At 75.6% G+C, this 18,483-nt stretch carries 10 protein-coding genes; 2 read left to right on the top strand and 8 right to left on the bottom strand.

Going from position 1 to position 18,483, the window contains the following annotated elements; genetic code table 11:
- Positions 1 to 198: 198 nt before the first annotated feature.
- Both WMF33_RS41880 and WMF33_RS41885 read right to left on the bottom strand, forming a co-directional pair.
- Entirely contained in the window at positions 199 to 5,781 is a 5,583-nt protein-coding gene (locus tag WMF33_RS41880; protein ID WP_437333830.1) for a hypothetical protein, read from the bottom strand.
- A 162-nt stretch (positions 5,782 to 5,943) separates the two neighbouring features.
- Positions 5,944 to 6,861: a hypothetical protein gene (locus tag WMF33_RS41885; protein WP_437333831.1), complete on the bottom strand. Its 918-nt coding sequence runs from the start codon at positions 6,859 to 6,861 to the stop codon at positions 5,944 to 5,946.
- 519 nt (positions 6,862 to 7,380) lie between these two features.
- On the opposite strand from WMF33_RS41885, the gene WMF33_RS41890 reads away from it, so the two are divergent.
- Together WMF33_RS41890 and WMF33_RS41895 are read left to right on the top strand one after the other, a co-directional pair.
- Positions 7,381 to 8,622, top strand: coding sequence for an AAA family ATPase (locus WMF33_RS41890; protein ID WP_437333832.1), 1,242 nt, complete (start codon positions 7,381 to 7,383; stop codon positions 8,620 to 8,622).
- The gene (locus tag WMF33_RS41895; protein WP_437333833.1) at positions 8,619 to 9,287 is read left to right on the top strand and encodes an HNH endonuclease; all 669 of its coding nucleotides are present in this window, start codon (positions 8,619 to 8,621) and stop codon (positions 9,285 to 9,287) included. The genes WMF33_RS41890 and WMF33_RS41895 overlap by 4 nt, the downstream gene beginning before the upstream one ends.
- Positions 9,288 to 9,396: 109 nt before the next feature.
- On the opposite strand, the gene WMF33_RS41900 is transcribed toward WMF33_RS41895, so the two are convergent.
- From WMF33_RS41900 to WMF33_RS41925, 6 genes are all read right to left on the bottom strand, one after another.
- Positions 9,397 to 10,326, bottom strand: coding sequence for a formylglycine-generating enzyme family protein (locus tag WMF33_RS41900; RefSeq protein WP_437333834.1), 930 nt, complete (start codon positions 10,324 to 10,326; stop codon positions 9,397 to 9,399).
- Between the two features lie 23 nt (positions 10,327 to 10,349).
- The gene (locus WMF33_RS41905; RefSeq protein WP_437333835.1) at positions 10,350 to 11,459 is read right to left on the bottom strand and encodes a PEGA domain-containing protein; all 1,110 of its coding nucleotides are present in this window, start codon (positions 11,457 to 11,459) and stop codon (positions 10,350 to 10,352) included.
- Between the two features lie 46 nt (positions 11,460 to 11,505).
- On the bottom strand, positions 11,506 to 11,793 hold the full coding sequence (locus WMF33_RS41910; protein WP_437333836.1) for a hypothetical protein: 288 nt from the start codon (positions 11,791 to 11,793) through the stop codon (positions 11,506 to 11,508).
- A 101-nt stretch (positions 11,794 to 11,894) separates the two neighbouring features.
- On the bottom strand, positions 11,895 to 12,113 hold the full coding sequence (locus tag WMF33_RS41915; RefSeq protein ID WP_437333837.1) for a hypothetical protein: 219 nt from the start codon (positions 12,111 to 12,113) through the stop codon (positions 11,895 to 11,897).
- The gene (locus WMF33_RS41920) at positions 12,110 to 14,854 is read right to left on the bottom strand and encodes a hypothetical protein (protein ID WP_437333838.1); all 2,745 of its coding nucleotides are present in this window, start codon (positions 14,852 to 14,854) and stop codon (positions 12,110 to 12,112) included. Before WMF33_RS41920 ends, WMF33_RS41915 begins: the two co-directional genes overlap by 4 nt.
- Positions 14,851 to 18,459: a poly-gamma-glutamate biosynthesis protein PgsC/CapC gene (locus WMF33_RS41925; RefSeq protein WP_437333839.1), complete on the bottom strand. Its 3,609-nt coding sequence runs from the start codon at positions 18,457 to 18,459 to the stop codon at positions 14,851 to 14,853. The genes WMF33_RS41920 and WMF33_RS41925 overlap by 4 nt, the downstream gene beginning before the upstream one ends.
- Positions 18,460 to 18,483 lie beyond the last annotated feature (24 nt).

The raw sequence follows: 18,483 nt of genomic DNA on the forward strand, positions 1-18,483 counted from the left end.
GACAAACCCGACGCCCCCCGGGAGCCAAAACGGCACGCATTGCGGCAGCTACACCTCGTTCATGATCCCCGAGCTCGCCTGGAGCGTCCTCGAGCGGCACGCGCTTCCGTAGGCTTCTCCGAGGCTGGGCTTCGCGCGCGGAGCGTGCGCCACGCTCGGCGGCGCCGCGGAGCGCCGGCGCCGGCCGCTCCCCCTGCTCTACGGGTCTTCCCACGACGGCTCGACCGCGGGCCGCTCCCGCTCGATGAGCCCGCTGCCCTCCTCCTGCCGGTCGCGGAACGGCGTCGACTGCGGCGGGAAGTCGCGCAGGCCGCGGCCGGCGGTGTAGTCGTAGCGGGCGAAGAGCAGCGCCGACAGGCGCGGCGACGTCTCTGCCGGGCTCGGGATGTCGAACAGGAACGTCCCCTCCGCGCCCAGCGAGACGCGGTGTCCGCGCGAGACCCAGCTCCAGAACGTGAGCCCCGCGGTGAACGCGTCGCGCAGGAACGCCTCGTCGCGGGTCTCGTTCTCGGGCCGGTAGCTCGCGAGCCAGCCGAGCTGGATCCACGGGAACAGCCCGCGGCCGGGGAGGAGGTCGAGGTCGAGCGTCGCGTCGATGCGATCGAGGGTCGATGGCACCGGGCTCAGCCGCAGCGACGTGCCCGCCGTGACGAGCGCGTCGACGAACGGCCGGTGCCTGAGGCGCGCGCCGAGCGAGGCCTGCGTCCGGTGCTCGGCGGCGTACGGGGTGAAGATGTCCTTGTCGGCGCCCGGGAAACCCCGGAGCGACTCGTCGACCGCGAGGTACGTGAAGCCCGCCCACGGCGAGAGGGTGAGCTCGCCCAGCGGGATCGACCAGAACGCGCTCGCGCTCGCCCTGCCGCCCACGGCGTCGCTGGCGCCGGGCTGGAACACGACGCGGCCGCTCAGCGCCGCGCCGGGGATCCAGCCGCGCGAGCCGAGGTCGAAGCGCGCCTCGGCGCCGAAGCTCTCCGGACCGTCGCGCAGGCGCCCGAACCCCGCGGCCGCGACCCAGGCGCGCCGCTCGATGAGCTCGCGGTGCACGTCGACGCCGAGCTCGAGGAAGCGGAGCGGCAGGCGGAGATCTTCCTCCGTGAGCTCGGCGTCGACGAGGCGGGCGTAGCCGCCGACGGAGAGCGGCCCCGCGTCCGGGTCCTCTCCCACCGGGGGCGCGGGCCGGAGCCGCTCTTCGGTGGGCGCGAGGGGCGCCGGCGGCGGCGGCGCGGGCGGCGGCACGCGCGGCCGGGGCGCGCCGTGGGCGACGGCGAGCTCGACGCGGAGCAGCGCCCTGCCGCCGGGCGAGGCGACGCGCAGCACGTGCGGGCCCTCGGCGAGGACGGCGACGCGGGACTCGACCTCGCCGCCGAGCCAGAAGAACGGCTCGCGCGTGACGCCGAGGCGGCGCGCCTCGCGGTCCTCGGCGGGGTCGAGCGCGAGGGTTCCCTCCTCCAGCACGCCGGGCGGGGCGCCGCCGGCCGCGCCGGGCGGGCTGCCGCCGGCAGCGCCGGGGGCGCCGGGGGCGCCGGGCGCGGCCGCGCCGTCGAGCGGCGCCACCGAGAAGCGCAGCTGACCGGCGGGCGTGGCCGCGGCGACCTCGGGGTGGCAGGCCGGATCGTCCGCGGGCGCGGCGCGCGCGCGGGGCGAGGCGACGCACTCGTAGGCGGCGCGGGCGCGGACGCGCACCACGGTCGGGCCGACGAACGCGAGCTCCAGGGGGCGGTCGGGATCGATGTCGTTCCAGGTCGAAAGAACGCGGCCCGAGAACGGCTGCGCCGCTCCGGCCGCGGTCGCGCGGATCCAGCCGAGGACGCTCCGGTCCGCCGGCGGCCGCGCCTCGATGCGGTGGCTGCCCCTGGGCACCTCCACGACGCAGCGATCGGCCATCGGCGCGGACGCCGCGGAGCACGCGACCGGCGCGCCGTCGAGCGCGATCGAGAACGCGCAGGGCGTCTCCTCGCGGTCGAGCGACCGGCAGGCGCCGTCGAGCACGATCGCGCCCGGCGCAGCCCGGTCGAGCCGGAACTCGGCGCGCGCGCCGTCCGTGATGAGGAGCGACGCCTCCGGCGCGTCGACGAGCGCGCGCCGCACCCGCACGCGGAGCGGCAGATCGCGCTCGGCCCTGGCCCGGATCTCGAGCGTGGCCGTGCCGGCCGTGGCGTCGGCGCGCGGCGGCACGTTCCAGCCGGTCACCGGGGAAAGACGCGCGAGGGCGGCCGGCGGGAGCTGGAGCGGCGGCGACGGCGCGGCCGAGGCGGGGCCGGCGGGAGGCGCGGCGGCGGGGCGGGGCGCGGCGCTCCCGGAGGGCGCGGGCGCGGCGCTCCCGGAGGGCGCGGGCGCGGCGTTCCCGAGGGCCGAGGCGTCCTGGCCCGCGGAAGCCTCGCGGGCGGCCGCCTGCACGGCGAGCTCGGCGAGCGCGAGGGCGCGCAAGGTGAGCCGCCGATCGGGCGCCGGGGCGGCGGCAGCCACGTCGGTGGCGAGGTTCGCGGCGCGGGCGAGCGCGGCGGAGGAGCGGTGGGCGAGCCCGATCCGGGTGAAGGCGTCGGCGGCGATCCGCGCCTCGCCGGCGCGCTCGGCGAGGAGGCCGAGCAGGAGCGCGTCCGCGCCCGAGCTGCCGCCCGCGGGGCCGGCGAGCAGCGCGACGCCGCGGCGCGGGTCGCCGGCGATGCGCGCGGCGCGCGCGGTAGCGAGGGGCGCGGGGTCGTCGGGCAGGGGCAGCGGCGGCACGCGCGCGGGCAGGCCGAGCGGGACGGCCGGCGGGCTGCCCGGCGGCAGGGAGAACACGGTCGACGGCGGCGCGCCCGCGGCCGGCGCGCCCGGGAGCTGTCCGGCGTCCTCGGAGTCGACCTCGACGGCGCGATCGAGCGCGGCGAGCGCCGGGAAGCCGAGGGCCTCGAGCGACGCCGCCCGCTCCGCGCGGAGCGCCGCGCGCGCCCGCGAGGCCGCGGGCGCATTGCGGAGGGCGCGCGTGGCGAGCCGGATCTGCTCGAGCGTGCCGTCGACGGGCGCGCCGGACGGCGGGCGCGCCGGCGTGACGACGCGCGGCTCGGCGGGCGCGGCCGGGTGCAGGCGCACGGCGGCGCGGAGCAGCGCGGGCGCGGCGGTCTCGACGCGCAACTCGCCGGCGCCGGCGGGGACCGGGATCTCGATCGCGCCCGTGGCGCCCGCGCGCACCCAGGCCTCGTGGACGGCGGCGCCGACGCTGACGCGCAGCACGCGGGCGTCGCCGGCGGCGGCGGGCGGCGCGGCGGCGGGCGGCGCGGCGGCGGCGGCGGGCGGCGCGGCGGCGGCGGCGGGCGGCGCGGCGGCGGCGGCGGGCGGCGCGGCGGCGGCGGCGGGCGGCGCGGCGGCGGCGGCGGGCGGCGCGGCGGCGGCGGGCGGCGCGACGGCGGCCTGAGGAGCTCGCGCCGCGGCGCCTTGCGCACCGGACGATCCCGCCGCCTCGCCCATCACGGCGGCCGGCGCGAGGACGACGCGCGCCACCGTGGCGCGCTCCGGGTCGGGGAGCGCGAAGGTCACGGCGCCGTCGACCCAGGCCCACTGCATGATCTCGCGCAGCGACGCGCAGGGAGCGCGCCCGCTGCGCGGGATGCGCGCGAGCACCGGCGGCGCGCCCGCCGGCCGCTCGAAAACGCGCACCCCGGGCGCCACCGCGACGACGGAGGTGAGCCCGGCGCCGCCGTGCACCGCGGCCGGCGTGCCGTCGATGAGCACCGATGACTCGGGGACCACCTCGCTCGCGGCGCTCCGGAGGAGCACCCGCGCGTGGGCGTCCGGAGGCGCCTCGACCTCGAGCCGGGCGCGCGGCGTGTCGAGGAGCGTCCAGCGGAGCCCGGATTCCGCGTTCACGTCGCAGAGCGCGTCCGCGACGGCGCTCTGCGATGCGCCGGCGCCTCCGGGCGGGGGCGCGTCGCGCGGCGGCGCGATCGAGCTCCACGCGATCACGCCCTCGGGGATGTCGAGCGCGTCCCACGGGGCCTCGCGCGCCCAGGTGGTGCGCGCGAGCGGCGCCGCGCTCTCGATGTCGCCGTGACCGAGCGCGTAGCGCTCCGCGAGCGGCGCTCCCACCGGCCGGCGGCCATCGAGCGGCGGCGGGAGGGCCGCGCTGAGCGCGGACACGGTCGCGACGTCGTCCGGGTGCGCGCCAGCGGCGCGATCACGCGGCGGCGCGCCGGCGGCGGGTGCCCGCGCGCCGGCAGCCGGTGCCCGCGCGCCGGCAGCCGGCGACCAGGGCGCAGCCCCGGCGCCGGCGTCCGCGCGCGCCGCGGCGAGCCGCACGAGGACGGCGCGCTGCAGGGGAACGGCGGTCGCCGCCGGCACGGCCTGCGCCGCCGCATAGGCCTGCGCTGCGCGCGCGAACGCCGCGCCGGGAGAGGGCGCCCACCGGACGGCCTCGGCGAGGAGGAGCGCCCGCAGCGGCGGCGGCACGGCCGGCCGGGCCGCGAGGTCGACCGCGGCCTTCGCGGCGCCCGGCGCGGCGGCCCGATCGGCGGCGGCGAGGAGCCGCGGCGCCTCGGCGTGGGCCGGCGCGCGATCGCCGGCGGGGCCGCGCTGCGCGGCGCGGTCGAGCAGCGCGGCGCGGTCGCGCTGCGGCGCGAGGAGCTCGGCGACGCCGGCGCGCTGCCGGTAGCCGCTGGCGGCGACGGCGATCTCCCCCTCGACGACCTCGACGGTCGCCGCGCGCGCGTCGACCGGGAGCGGCACCCGGATCCACCGCGGCTCTCGCCAGCGCGCGGCGTCCGCGAGCCGGGCCCCGGTGCGCCACGCGAGCTCGCGCACGACGGCGCCGCCGGCGCGGACCACGACGCGCGTCGCGCCGTAGGCGCGCGGCCGGAGGGCGATGCGCAGCACGTCCGCGCCGGGCGCGTGGAGCCCGAGCCGCCCGCCGGCCCCGAGCGACCGCCAGGGCGTGGCGCGCTCGAGGGCCGGGAGGTCGGGGCCTTCGCGGCCTCCGCGCAGCTCGACCTCCCGCGCGACGAAGTACGGCTCGATGAGCGGCCGGAGGAGCAGCGATTCCTCGAGGTAGCGCGCGGTGAGCCATGCCGCCGCGTCGGGCGCGAGGGGCGCGGGGGCCGGCGCGGCGGGTGCCCCTGCGGCCCTCGGCGCGGCCTTCGCGCCGGAGGCGCCCGGCGCCGACAGCGCGGCGCGCACGGCGTCGACCCACCGGAGCAGCGCGGCGGCCTCGCCGGGCGCGGTGGCCGGCGCGGGCGCGCGGCCGCCGAGCCAGGCGGCGACGTCCTCGTCGAGGCGGTACCAGGCGAGCGGCGCGCTCTCGCGCGCGGCGACCCGCACCGCGACCGGCGCGCTCTCCGCGCCGCGCGGGACGGCCGCGCGCACGGCGGCGAAGCGCGCGCTCGACCAGGCCGGCACCGCGACGTCGCGCGCGCCCTGCCTGAGAGGGGGCAGCGGCATCCACGTGATCGCGTCGGGCGTGTCCCCGACGCCCGAGCCGAGGCCGATGCCCGCGACCTCGCCGCGCACCTCCAGCCGGTCGCCGGGCTCCACGGGCACGAGGAGCAGCTGCCCCGCCGTGAGCGCGATCGGCCCGGTCGGATCGGCGGCGATGGGCGCGGCGGGCGTCCCCTCCGGAGCAGGCGCGACCTGCTGCGGACCGTTGCTCCACGAGACGACCCGCGCGCTGTCCGGCGGCACCCAGGCGAGCGGCGCTGCGGCCGCGGCCTCGCGCGTGCCCGGGGCGCCGGGGGCCACGCCGAGGGCGAGGGCGAGGGCCGCGCCGAGCAGCGCGCGGCGGGCGGCGGACGCGGCCAAGGCGTCGAGATCCACGGCGATTACCCTTGCACCATGCCCACCGTGCGCCCCGTGCGCCGTGAGGTACCGGGCTAACCGATTTCCGGCGTCGAGCGCAAGCGCGCGATCGGCGGGCGCGCCCCGGCCCTCGCGGTGGCGAGGCGGGCCGCGGCGGCCCCAGCGGCAGCGCGCCGGGGCCTACGGCAGGGGCCAGCGCCGCTCGCGCTTCAGGCGCTCCAGCAGCGCTGCGAGCGCCGCCGCGTCGAGCTCGAGGAGCGACGCCTCATCGTCGGGCGACAGCGCGATGCCGAGCACCTCGCACACCTCCCTCACGGCCAGCTGGAGCCCCTCCGTGCGGCCCTCGCGGAGGCTTCTCTCGCGGAGCGACGAGAGGCTCGCGTGGCCCTCGCGCTGGAGCAGGTTGGCGAGGGCGGCCTGCTGCGCCGCGGCCCGATCGTAGAGCGCCTCGACCTCGAGCGGGTTCTGCAGCACGCCTGGCGCGTGCAGCAGCTCTCCCGGGGCCGCTCGCCGCGGCGGCGCGCCGGGCGCGTGCACCTCGACGTGGCGCGGGGCTGCGAGGCGGACGACCCAGACCCAGCGCGTCCCGGCGGCCAGGAGGTCGTGGATCTTCCGCGTGAGGCGCGCCTCGTCCTCGCCGAGGTCGGCGTACGCGATGGCCAGCGCCGGCGCGCCCGGCGCCCACCCCGGGGAGTCGGGGACATTGCCCACGGCGACGTGCGGCGCGCGGAGCAGCTCGGGCGCAGGGCTGTAGCCGGTGGCGATGCCGGCCTCGCGGACGGCGGGGTCCCAGGCGACGACCGCGGCGCCTAGCAGGTGGGCGCTCGAGGCGCGCCCGCCGCTGGGCAGGCAGAAAACGGGGTGTCCATGGGACAGCTCGTACGGGTCGCCGGGCCGGACCTGCGCGGCGCGGAAAGGCCCGCGCGGGTCGGAGCGCGTCGCGGGGAGGTCCGGCGCGGCGGGGTCCGGGGGAGGCGGAGGCGCCGAGGAGGACGCGGCGGCGGGATCTCCATGGGCGTGAGCGAGCGGCCCGGGCTGCGCGGGCACCGTGGGGCAGGACAGGATCTCGGGAGGCTGAATGGGATACTTGGGTCGCATGCCCGTGGATTCCGGGCATGCACGAGGATGCATCACCGTTTCGGCGGCCGGCTGCCGCAGCGGTCTGCTGCGAGGCGCAAGGGCGCTCCCGGCCGGTCCGACCGCCCTCCTGGACCGCGAACGGACTCGGCGGACCGGTCCGAGCGCCCCTCCGACATCGATCCAGGCACCGGGGAGCGGTCCGACCGCCCTTCCGGCATCGATACCACGCGCCCGGGAGCGGTCCGAGCGCCCTTCCGGCATCGATACCACGCGCCCGGGAGCGGTCCGACCGCCCTTCCGGCGTCGATGCCACGGGCCCGGGAGCGGTCCGACCGCCCTTCCGGCATCGATACCACGCGCCCGGGAGCGGTCCGCCCCCCCCGAGCTGGCAGCGGTCGATTCACCGATGCTCCTGATTCTCATCTGCCCCAGGCGCGCCCATCCGGCGATCTCAGCTACAGAGGATGGGGCGGCCGGGCTGCTCGCTGGCCCTGTCCGATGTACCGGCAGGGGTGCTACGGTACGCATGGGTCTCCCATGCGATTGCTCGATCTATCCATCCAGAACATCGGTCCGTTCGATGAGGCGCGCCTAGAGTTCCTGTCAGCGCACGACGATCCGGTGCCGGTAGCGATCATCACCGGCGAGAACGGGACCGGAAAAACGATCCTGCTCGACGCAATCCGGGGACTGTTCGGCCAATACTACGGACGCCTTGAGCGCGCAATCTGGCGGAACGGGACGCCATTCCAAATAGAAGCAACCCTATTCATCAACGGACAACGAGAAAGGCTGCTCTCGAGACAAAAACAGTATTCACAAGGGGCGTTCGACTTTCTCCCACACAACTCGAAGATACATCGTCTTCCCATCGACGTCGAAGGGGGCCAGCCGTGTCCCAACTGGGTGGTGGATTTCTGGCGCTCTTCGCTTCCCGCAGATGCTTACACGATCACCCAACTCGCGCGACCTGCGCCAAAGAGCTTCTTGAACAATGCTCTGAAAGGCATTCAGCGCAACGCCGCGGTGACCGAGCTCGTCTGCGCCTTCGATTACCTCCGGGGCAGCGACGATCCCCGCGATCGCCGGGACGGTGAGGTCCTCTACGAGACCATACGCTGCATCGTCGAGCTCAGCGTGCTCGACGGGGAGCTGAGCCACGTGGACCGGCGCGCGTTCATGCCGATGGTGCGTCAGAGCGGCCAGCTCGTGCCGCTCTCCAATCTCAGCAGCGGCAACGCGTACCTCATCCAGCACATGATCGGATTGCTAGGAAAAATGTACGCGGTTCACGTCCTGCGCGAGACGGACGCCTCCGATCTCTGCAAGACCCCTGGACTGCTGCTCATCGACGAGGCCGAGAACCACCTGCATCCTCGCTGGCAGAAGCGCTTTCTGCGCGACGTGCTCGGCATCTTCCCGAATCTTCAGATCGTCGCCACGACGCACTCGCCGTTCATCGTCGGCTCGGTCCCGGGCGCGCGGGTGTTCGTCTGCCGCTACGAGCGGGAGCGAAAGACCTGCGTGGTCGATGACGCCACGGATCTGTACGCGAACAAGCCGGTGGAAGAGATTTTGCTTTCTCCTGCGTTCGATGGCACGCAGCCGTTCGGCGAGGAGATCTCGCGCTTGCTCGAGGAACGGAAGGCCGCCTTCGAAGCGGGGGACTCCGTCCGGCGGAAGGAGATCGAGAACCAACTCAAGGACAAGAACCCCGAGTACTTCTCGTACATTGATATCGAAGATCGGCTGCAGTCGCTACGCGGAGAGGGGAAATGATCCCGATCAAGCGACTGCCGGCGCCTGATGTGCTCGCTCGAAATGAAGATCGCTGGCGCACCGCGTTCCTGGAGCAGCGCGCAAAAGATCCACAGAAGCGGCCCAGCTCCAAGCAGTATGCACACCCCGACGTCGTTTCTGCCCTGGAGGCGATGAGCCATCACAAGTGCTTCTACTGCGAGCAGAGCACGAAGCAGACGCGGCGCGAGGTAGATCACTACATCGACGTCGCGGAAGATCCGACGCGCGCGTTCACGTGGGCAAACCTCTACCTCGCCTGCTGGGAGTGCAATCACCAAAAGCAGCCCCATCGGGCCATCCCCGTGACCTACTGCCTGGACCCTTGCGCCCCCGGCACTCAGCCTTCCGCCCACCTGATGTTCGAGAAAGAGCTCATTCGAGCTCGAGAAGGCTCGACACAAGGACTTGCGACGATCAAGAAGTACAGGCTCGACCGGAAGGATCTGGACCACAAGCGACTGAAGCAACTCCAGCTGTTCAACGAAGCGCTGGTCCGCATCAAGGATGCCCAGATCGCCGATGGTCGAAAGGACATGAACGAAAACGAGAAGGCGCTGCTACGGAGCTTTTGTCAGCCCGACTTTCCCTTCTCACTCATGTTCCGGGTGTACCTCGAGCGTCACGGTCTCTGCAGCAGCCATTGAGATATCCGCCGCGACGGCTCTCCGTCGCTCGCGCGCATCGCACAGCGCGGTACGCCTCGCCGGGGAGACGTATCGAGGAGCGCGACTGCGCCGGGACGCCGTCAGCCCACTACTCGCCCCGCGCGCAGCGCATACCGTAAAAGGACAGCGTCCTCTCCGGCAGCTCGCCGATGCGGTACGTCGGGCTGAGCGTCTCCTCGCCGTGAGAGAACGCCCCTCCGCGGGAGCCCCTCCCGAAGCCTCCGTCGCTCAGGGCCGCGCAGTTGACGCAGTTCCCGGTCAGCGCGAGATCGGCGTGGTAATCGAGGACCCACTCGAACAGGCTCCCCGAAAGGTCGGCCTGACCCCATGCCCCGTCGCCCGCCGGCGACTTGGAGCCGACGGGCGGGATCGGGCACACCGTCGTCGTCGTCTCGCAGCCGTACACCGCCAGCTCCGCGCTCGGGGCCTCGTCTCCCCACGGGTACGCGCGGTGCTGGTTTCCCCCGACGGCGGCGTAGTTCCACTCCGCCTCCGTGGGCAGCCGGCCCTCGTCCCAGGCGCAGAACGCGAACGCGAGATACCAGCTCACGCAGTTGACGGGCGCCGCCTCGTTGCCGGTGGGCTCGTCGGTCCACGTCCGGAAGTTGGCGTCGCATTGCAGCGAGGCCCGCAGCTCGTCCTTGCCCGCGGGCAAGCTCGCGTCCCACGCCGGATCCCAGCCGCTGCCCTCGATGAGCGGGTGCGCGCCGGCGCCCGCCTTCGGCTTTGTCGCCGGATATCCCTCGACGAACTGCCGGAACCGCCCCACCGTCACCTCGAAGCGATCGAGGTGGAAATCGGCCACCGTCGCCGGATAGCTCGCGTCGTTCAGGCGGTTGAACTGGCCGCCCACCACCTCGCCTTCCGCACAGCAGCTCTCGTCGACCGTCGGACCGCAGGTGGGCGCGACCTGGTCGCAGCGCGACAAGACAAACACGTTGGGCTCCACGTCAGGGATGCACGCGCCCCCGGCGATCAGCGAGATCGCGACCGCGGCGAGCGGCCTATGAAATTGCATTCGCACGCTCTCCCCTGTGCGCATCAGAAGCTCCCGGAGATGCTGGCGCCCGCGCCGGACGGCGCGATCCACGGCAGCGCGACGGCTCCCTGCGCCCGCGCTGGCTCCTTCTCGCCGCCCGCCCCGACGATCCCGTACGCCGCCACCCCCAGCGCGACGAGCCCCGCGCCGCCGAGGCCGGCGAAGAGGGCGACATCGCGGTTCTTGCGCGCATTGTCGGCCGCGAAGTCATAGCCGGGATTGCAGTACGTCCCGCCCGGGACCTCGCGGCAGTTGTCGCGCAATGCGCCGATCGCCGACAGATCGTCGATCAGGAACCCGACCGACGCGCCCACGAGCGCGATGCCGGCCGCCCCCGAGACCCATGCCCACGCCGGGACGCCGCCGCCGCCGGGCGCCTCGTCCGCCTTCGCAGGCGCCGCCGCGGCTCCAGCCCCGGCCCCGGCGGCGGCCGCCGGTCGCAGCGTGAGCTCGACCGTCTCCGTCTGCCCCTCCGCCATCGTGATCGTGCGGGTCTCCGTCTCGTGCCTGGGGGCGCTCGCGCGGATCTCGTGCGGGCCTGGATCGATCGGCAGCGGCTCGCCCAGCGCGGCCGCCGGGAGCGCCGTGCCGTCGCGCTGCACCTCGACGCCCGGGGGCGCGCCCTCGACCACGATGCGGAGCTTCGGTACGCGCGGCTCGAGGGCCGCGATCTCCTTCTGCGCGATCTGCTCGAGGCTCCGCTTCCGCTGCTCCCCCGCCGTCTCGCGGTTCAGGACCAGGGCTCGATTGTAATCGTGCCACGCGGTCGCGAGCTTGCCTTCGCGCTCGTGGCATCGCGCGATGTTGATCATGGTGCTCGCCGAGGGGTTGAGCGCGAGGCTCGCCTCGAACTTGGGGCACCCCGCCGCGTAATCGCCCTTGTCGACAAGCGCGCGCGCGGCCTTGAAGAGCGCCTCGGCGGCCACCGGGTCGCGCGCCGGCTCCTGCGCGCGCGCCGCCGCGCCGCAGAGCACGACCGCCACGGCCGACGCGAGCCCGACGACAGCCCTCCTGCCCGGCGCGAACCCCGCGCCACGGCGGGTGTCGGCGATCTGGAACCTCGGCGCCTCGAGGTGGCCTCTCCCGAGCGGGCGCGTTGTCGTTTCCGCCATGTGTGCTCGTTCCGCTGCGGCGACCCCGCGGCCGCGCGGGGAGACCCTACAACAAAACCTGACGGACGACCAACCTGGGAGGGATCCAGCGAGGCGTCGCTCGACGCGAAGAGCTCGTTGCGATCATCTCTTCCGCGCCGAGCGTGAGCGCCGCCGCGACGTGCAATGCATCCATCCCAGCCAGGCCATGCTGCGAGGCCAGAGCGAACGGATGCGCCGAGAGCTCGGCCGAAAGCGGTGCCAAGTCGCGGACCGCAGAGAAGAAGGTCTCGTAGAGTTCGAAGTCTTCCGCACGGCGGAAGTAGAGCGGCTTCGGCAGCACCTCCAGCTTCAACAACGCATTGGCGACGAACTCTCGCCTTGATCGTCGAGACCGAGCGCGCGCGCTCTACATACTTGCCCGTACCTCGCGCCGCGACCCTCAGGACCCCCGCATCAACGAAGGTGCGCATCGCCCCGCAGCTCCAGCGCCGCGACGCCGCCCCGGCGCTCGGCGAGCTCCTGGCGGACGCCGGCCTCGTCGAGCAGCGGCTCTCCCGAGCGATCGATCCGCGCCCGGATGGCGCGCAGCCTGCTGCCCAGCGTCTCCCGCCCTGCGCCCGCACCGGCTCCCTCTAGGCCCGCAGGCCCCCGCTCCACCCGCCCCCCCATCACGGATCGTCCTCCACCCACAGCCGCGGCCCGTTGTCCCGCCCCGGCGCCCGCTGCCCGACCAGCACCGCCCCCACCCAGACCGTCTTCGCCGGCTCACCCGCGTCGCCCGCCTGCGGCCCGAGCAGCGATAGCCGCACCACCCGCTCCCCCGGCGCGAGATCGTCCCCCAGCCGGATCACCCCGCGCCCCACCCCGTCCTTGCCGCGCTCCTCCGTCGCCGCCTCCCACAGCGTCGCCCGCGTCAGATCCCCGCCACGGCCCGCCAGCACGCCGTCCGGGATCGTCACCCGCCGGAAGAACGCCGCCTCCCGCGACCCAGGCTTCGCCCCCTCGATCCGGTAGCGGATGCGGTAGTCCGCGTTCTCCCCGGGCGTCACCACGAACAGCACGAGGTGCAGCGTCTCGCCCGCCGCCTGCTTGAACCGGTACGTCATCGGCCGCGCCCGCGTCAGCTCGAACACGTCGCGCCGGCGCACGATCGCCCCGCCGTTCGCCGGCGGCGCGTCCGTGTACGCCACCCCCGCGTCGCCGAGCCCCTCGATCTCGACCCGCCGCGTGCCCGCAGGCGCCGCCACGCGCAGCGCGCCCGACAGCGCCACGATCGGCTCCCTCAGCGCCACCTCGCCGTCCACGCGCACCGCGACCTCCTTGCCTAACGACACGCGCGCGGCCCGGTAGATGACCGACAGCCGGCCCGCCCGCGCCCCCTCCCCGTCCACGCGCACGTCCTTCGCCACCAAGAGCGGCGTCCACGCGTCGCCCGGCGACGCCTCCCCCGCCGACTGCCACGCCGGCATCAAGAGCCGCCGACGCACCGGCGCATGCTCCGGAAGCAGGATCCGCTCCGGGCGATCCGCGTCCGACTTCGCCCCCTCCCCCGACCGCTCGATCCGCACCTGCTCGCGCAGATCCGAGAAGCGCTCCTTCCGCTCCAGCTCGTCGAGGTTGGCCGCGCGGACGTCGGTCCACGTGCTCACGTCGAACGGCGCGTAGCGCCACGTCTCGTCCTCGGCCAGCGTGACCCGGTACGGCAGCCGGTACAGCGTCTCGTTCACGCCAGGCTCGATCGCGCGCAGCCGCACGTGCGTCCTCGCGTCCCCCGTGATCTCGATGCGCTCGACCCCCTCCGGCGGCCGGAGGATCGCGAGCCGCGGCTCGGACGCGTCGAACCCGTCGGTCCACCACTCGAAGCGCGAGCGCGGGAGCGTCACCTTGAGCTCCGCGCGCTCGGTCGGACCCGGCCCCCACCGCGCCACCACCGTCGCGTCGCCCTGGTTCGCGCCGCCGCTCGCCTCGATCTCGGTCCGGATCAAGAGCCCGAGGAGCTCCTGCCCGGGCGCCATCCGCGCGATGACCGGATCGCTCGGATCCAGCGCCAGGTAGCGCACCAGGCGCACGTCCGGGGGCGTCTGGAGCCGCAACGGCGCGGCCCGCGCCGCGCCGGGGGCGTCCGTCGCCGGGTCCGCCGGCGCGCCAGCAGCCTCCGCCGCCGCGCCAGAAGCCTCCGCCGCCGCGGAAGGAGCCGCCGCGACCGCGGGCGGGGGCATCGCCGGGTGCACGATCTCGCCGATCTGCTGCATCGCCTGCGCCTCCGGCGCGCCGAACCGCACGCCGAAATCCGGGCCGACCCCGTCGATCACCACCGTCCGGATGTCCTCCCGCGACAGCCGCACCGTCGCCCGCCCGAGCGGGCCGAGCTCGACGCTCGCCGGCGCGCTCGCGCCGTCCGCGACGCGCACGGTGCGGCCCGGCGGGCCCTCGATGTCGAGCGACAGCGGGCCGCGGAAGTTCAGCGCCGCCGCGTGGCGCTCGCCGATCACGAACTCGGACGCGCCGCGCCCCTCGGCGCGCGGGAACGGCATCCGGAACCGCCGCAAGAGGAGCCGCGACATCTCGTAGTCGATCCCCTCGCGGCCCCCGGCCTCGAGCCGCCGCGCCCAGCCCCGGAGCAGCTCCTTGCGCGACGGCTCGGGCAGGTCGGCGAAGCCGAGCGCCGATACCCGGCGCCCCATCTGCCGCCGCTCCTCGGCGTCGAGGCTCTGCTCGTAGAGCGCGCGCGACGCCTCGCTGCGCTGGTAGCGCCCCTCCAGCCGCGACAGGATCGTGAGGTCGAGCGGCCTGCCGTCGGTGTCCACGGCGGGCTTCGCCCGGAGCCGCACCTGCCCGCCCTGCGGGAGCACGTCGTGCGTGATGAGCAGCGTCGAGCGCGGATCCGTCACCGCGCCCGCGCCGCTCGCGAGCCGCGCCGCGTACTCGCCCTCGCCGAGCGGGCGGTCCGGATCGCAGCTGACCCGGCTCTCCAGGTCGTACACGTGCCGCGCGACCTCCTTGCCCCGCTCGTTCACGAACGCCGCGACGAACCCGTAGGGATAGCGCCGCGCCGAGTCGCAGACGTCGGCCTTCACGGCCGCCCAGGTCGTCACCTCGACCGCGTCGATCTCGGCCGGGATCTTGATCGCGAGGTCCCGCTCCGGCTCGATGTGGTAGGCGAGGATCTCGTCCTCGGCCGGCAGCGAGGTGCCCAGCGGCGGCGCGCCCGGCAGCATCGAGAGCGCGAACGCCGTCACCCCGAGCAGCGCCATCGCGATGAGCCAGCGCGGGTTCAGCGCCTTGCGCGGCGCGCTCGCGTGCGCGCGGAAGCCCCCGGTCGCCGAGCGCGCCCGGAGCGGCGGACGCGCGGGGCGCGGCGGCGCGGGCGCGGTGTGGCCCGCCGGCGCGCGGTGCTTCGCCGGGGCGGTCACGGGGTCGCCTCCTGCCGCGGGGCCGCGCTGGGCGTCGCCGACCCGGACGCAGGCGTCGCCGACCCGGACGCAGGCACCGACGACCCGGACGCAGGCACCGACGAGCCGGACGCAGGCACCGACGAGCCGGACCCGGGCGCCCCCGGAGCCGCCCCGCCGCCCGGCGAGCCCGCCTCGGTCCGGAGCGCGCTCGTGCCGATGGTGACCGCGCGCCGCAGCCGCACGCCGCCGGGCACGGCGGCGCCCGGGACCGCGACGAGCGCGCCGTCGATCGGCAGGAGCTGCGCCTCCCCCGGCCGGGCCGCGATGACCCACGGCCGCCCCGTGATCACGTCGCGCCCGAGCTCCACATGGCACCGCGCCTCGACCCGCGGCGGCGGCGCCGCACCGGCTCGCGCCGCCGCGCCACCCCCCCGCGCCACCGCCGCCACGCCCCGCGCCGCCGCCGCCGCCACGCCACGCGCCGCCGCCACGCCTTGCGGCGCCAGCGCCGGCGCATTCCCCTGCGCGGATGGCCCGGACCCGCCCCCCGGCCCAGCCGCCAGCGCCGAGAAATGCGCCCGCAGGTAGTACGGGTTCCGCTCGGTCGCGTAACGACGGAAAGCTTCCATGGCAGCAGAGAGATCGCACCCCTCGGTCACGCCCCGGGTCGGGCACGCGTCGTCCCCGCTCGCGCCCGCGCCCGAGCTCCCCGCGCAGGTCGCGAGCGCCTGCGCGCGCGCGGCCACGTCGAGCGGCACCGGCGCGACGCCGAGCCGCGTGAGCCGCGCCTCGAGGCGCGTCTCCCCCTGCCCCGGCGCCGCGAAGCGCCGGAGCTCGAAGAAGCGACGGATCGCGCTGCCCAGGTACACGATCGCGAACCGCCCCTCGGCGAACCGCTTCGCGTAGGCCATCGCCATGTCCGTCGCGCCGCTGAACGGCACCTGCTCGCGCGTGCCGTCGAAGATCCCCACGCGCAGCTCCAGATCGCGCAGCGTCTCCAGCAGCGGCCCCGCGAACGTGGGCACGTGCTCCGGCCGCACGACCTCGTACCCGAAGGAGACCACCGCGTCGCGCTCGTAGCTCCGGTCCGCCTCGATCGCCTGGACCGACAGCGCGTTGCCGCCGTCGCCGACCCAGACCTCGTGCGCCCGCTGGAAGAAGCTGCGCAGCCCCTCGGCGCGCCGCACGTCGGCGGCCCCGCTCGGCTCCGCCGTGGGCACCGCCCCCGCGAGCAGCAGCGACTGCGCCGAGAGCGCGTCGGCGAGCGCGAGCCCCGCGCCGAACGCCCCGATCTGCCAGCGCGGCGCGGGCACCTCGACCAGCATCGCGCCCGTGAGCGCCGTCCTCACCGCCTCCGGCGAGGGCGACACGGGCAGGATGCCGCCGATCGACGGCGCAGGGCCGGCGGGGTCCCCCGCGCGCGGCGCCAGTAGCGGCGGCGCGGGCGCGTTCGCGAGCACGAGCCACGCCGGGTTCCCGCGGCGCTCCGGGCCGCCCTCCTCCGGCCCGGGCTCGGCGATGCCCCACGCCGCGGGCGCGGCGTCGGTCCCGCCGATGCGCACCTCGCGGAAGCCGAGGCGCCCGAGGATCGCCCGCTCCCACGCGGTCGGCGGCGGCGCGCCGGCGGCGCCGCCGGGGCGCGTCGCCGCCGCGATCAGCCGCGGCGCCACGACGCTGTCGAACAGCCGCAGCTCCTCGATCGACGGCGGGCGGAACCGGCCCGGCTGGACCTCCGTCAGGGACACCATCCGCTTCGAGAGCTCCTCCTCGAGCGTCCCGCTCCAGCGCACGACCTCCGGCGCGCCGAGCACGCGCGCGCCGACCGCCTCGGCGACGTGGCGCGGCACCCGCAGGCGCGGCGCGTCGGCGAGGAGCGTCGCCTGCTCGGCCGCCGGGCGGAACGTCATCGCCGTCTCGGCGCCGAGCCCCTCGCCGATCGACACCACCGGCAGCCCCGCCGGCGTGCCCACCACGCTGAGCTCCGGCGCGTCGCCGCCGCCCGGCTCGACGATCAGCACCTGCGGGCTCTCCAGCGCCTCGATCATCGAGGCCGCGAACGCCTCGTCGTGCCGCCGGATCGCGCCGTGGCGCGACAGCAGCACGACCCCCGCGGCGTCGAGCAGCTCCGCGACCCGGAGCGCCACCGCCGGCAGCGCCGAGCCGACCTCGGCGGGCGCCGCCAGCACCACCCACTCCGGCGCCCCCGGGCCCCGGCCGGCGCGCCTCCGGATCGCCGCCCGCGGCGCGCTCGGCGTGTCCTCGGGATCGTCGAACCGGGCGCCGAGGAGGTACCACGGCCGCTCGCCGTCGCCCGCGCGCCCGACGAAGAGCCGCGCGCGCTCCGCCACGCCGAGGATCTCGTCCGCCGGCCGGCCGTCGCGCAGCACGCTGCGCGCGAGCCGGTGCGCGACGCGCCGCGACTCGATGTCGGCGGCGATCGCGGCCGCCCTCGGGCGCGGGCCGGGGCGCGGCGTCGTGTCGGCCAGCACGAGCGACAGCGCGGCGCTCTCGACGCGCGGCGGCGGGCGGACCTCGGCCGCGGGCGGCGGCGGCGCGCTGCCCCAGCCGAGCGCGACGAGCGCGTAGCCGACCCCGTTGCCGACCAGGAACGCCGTGAGCGACACCTGGATCGTCGGCATGATCACGATGCCGACGTGCTCCTTGTTCCACATCTTCACGGCGAGCAGGCTCGGGAGCAGGTAGCCGAACCCGAAGTAGTCGATCATCTGCAGCCCCGGCGCGAACCGCACCATGGCGAAGCCGATCGCCATCTTCACGATGAAGCCGAGCACGTACACGAAGATCATGCGCCTCGGCCCCACGAGCAGCATCCGGGAGAAGGGGCGGACCGAGGTGATCCAGCGCGAGAGGTAGTAGACGACGAGCGCCTCGATCGTCGTCGTGAGCAGCTTCGTCGGCTCGTACCAGGCGACGGCGAGGAGGCCGGGCACGAGGATGCCGTTGTAGTCCCACCCGTAGCGGACGTTGTTGCGGGCGCCGAGCAGCGCGCCGATGACCAGGATGATGTGGGCCTTCGGCAGCTCGAGGAACTCGAGCGACAGGCTCTCGTTGAGGACCTGGAAGCGCGAGACCGAGAGGTTCGTCGTCCGGAGCAGCACGCCGAGCACGAGCGCCGTCAGCGCCGTGACGACCGCGAGCCGCGGCGCCGCGCGCACGAGGCCGCTGTTCCAGAAGGCGTTCGCGATGAGCGGCACGAGCACGAGCCCGATGCTGTAGAGCTCCCGCGAGTGCACGAAGTCGTACCGCGCCGACACCTCGGGCACGACGAAGCCCTCGACGAAGAGCCGCACGATCACCGCGCCGACGATGAACAGGTAGAACCGCTCGCGCCCGAACGCCGTCGACCAGGCGCCCGTCCGGGTGATCCAGCGGCCGATCAGCGCGACGAACAGGTACGTCACGACCGACTCCGCGATGATGAACACCGCGGTGACCGGCGCCGCGAAGAACACCGTCGCGAGGTAGCCGGGCACGACGAGCCCCGCGTACGTCCAGCCGAGCGTCTCGGTGAAGAACGTCCCGAAGACGAGCCCGATCAGGACCGCGGTGTGGAGGCTCCGATCGAGCCCGTTCGGTGGGAAGAGCGGCAGGTTGTCGAGCATGCTGCGGGCGGCGGGGCGGCGGCG

The sequence above is a fragment of the Sorangium sp. So ce394 genome, from assembly GCF_051474665.1.
GTDB classification, from domain to species: Bacteria; Myxococcota_A; Polyangia; order Polyangiales; family Polyangiaceae; genus Sorangium; species Sorangium cellulosum_D.

Coding starts and splice junctions, on each gene's coding strand:
- WMF33_RS41885 (WP_437333831.1), bottom strand. CDS start 6,861: ATGCGACCCAAGTATCCCATTCAGCCTCCCGAGATCCTGTCCTGCCCC.
- WMF33_RS41895 (WP_437333833.1), top strand. CDS start 8,619: ATGATCCCGATCAAGCGACTGCCGGCGCCTGATGTGCTCGCTCGAAAT.
- WMF33_RS41890 (WP_437333832.1), top strand. CDS start 7,381: ATGCGATTGCTCGATCTATCCATCCAGAACATCGGTCCGTTCGATGAG.
- WMF33_RS41900 (WP_437333834.1), bottom strand. CDS start 10,326: ATGCAATTTCATAGGCCGCTCGCCGCGGTCGCGATCTCGCTGATCGCC.
- WMF33_RS41925 (WP_437333839.1), bottom strand. CDS start 18,459: ATGCTCGACAACCTGCCGCTCTTCCCACCGAACGGGCTCGATCGGAGC.
- WMF33_RS41905 (WP_437333835.1), bottom strand. CDS start 11,459: ATGGCGGAAACGACAACGCGCCCGCTCGGGAGAGGCCACCTCGAGGCG.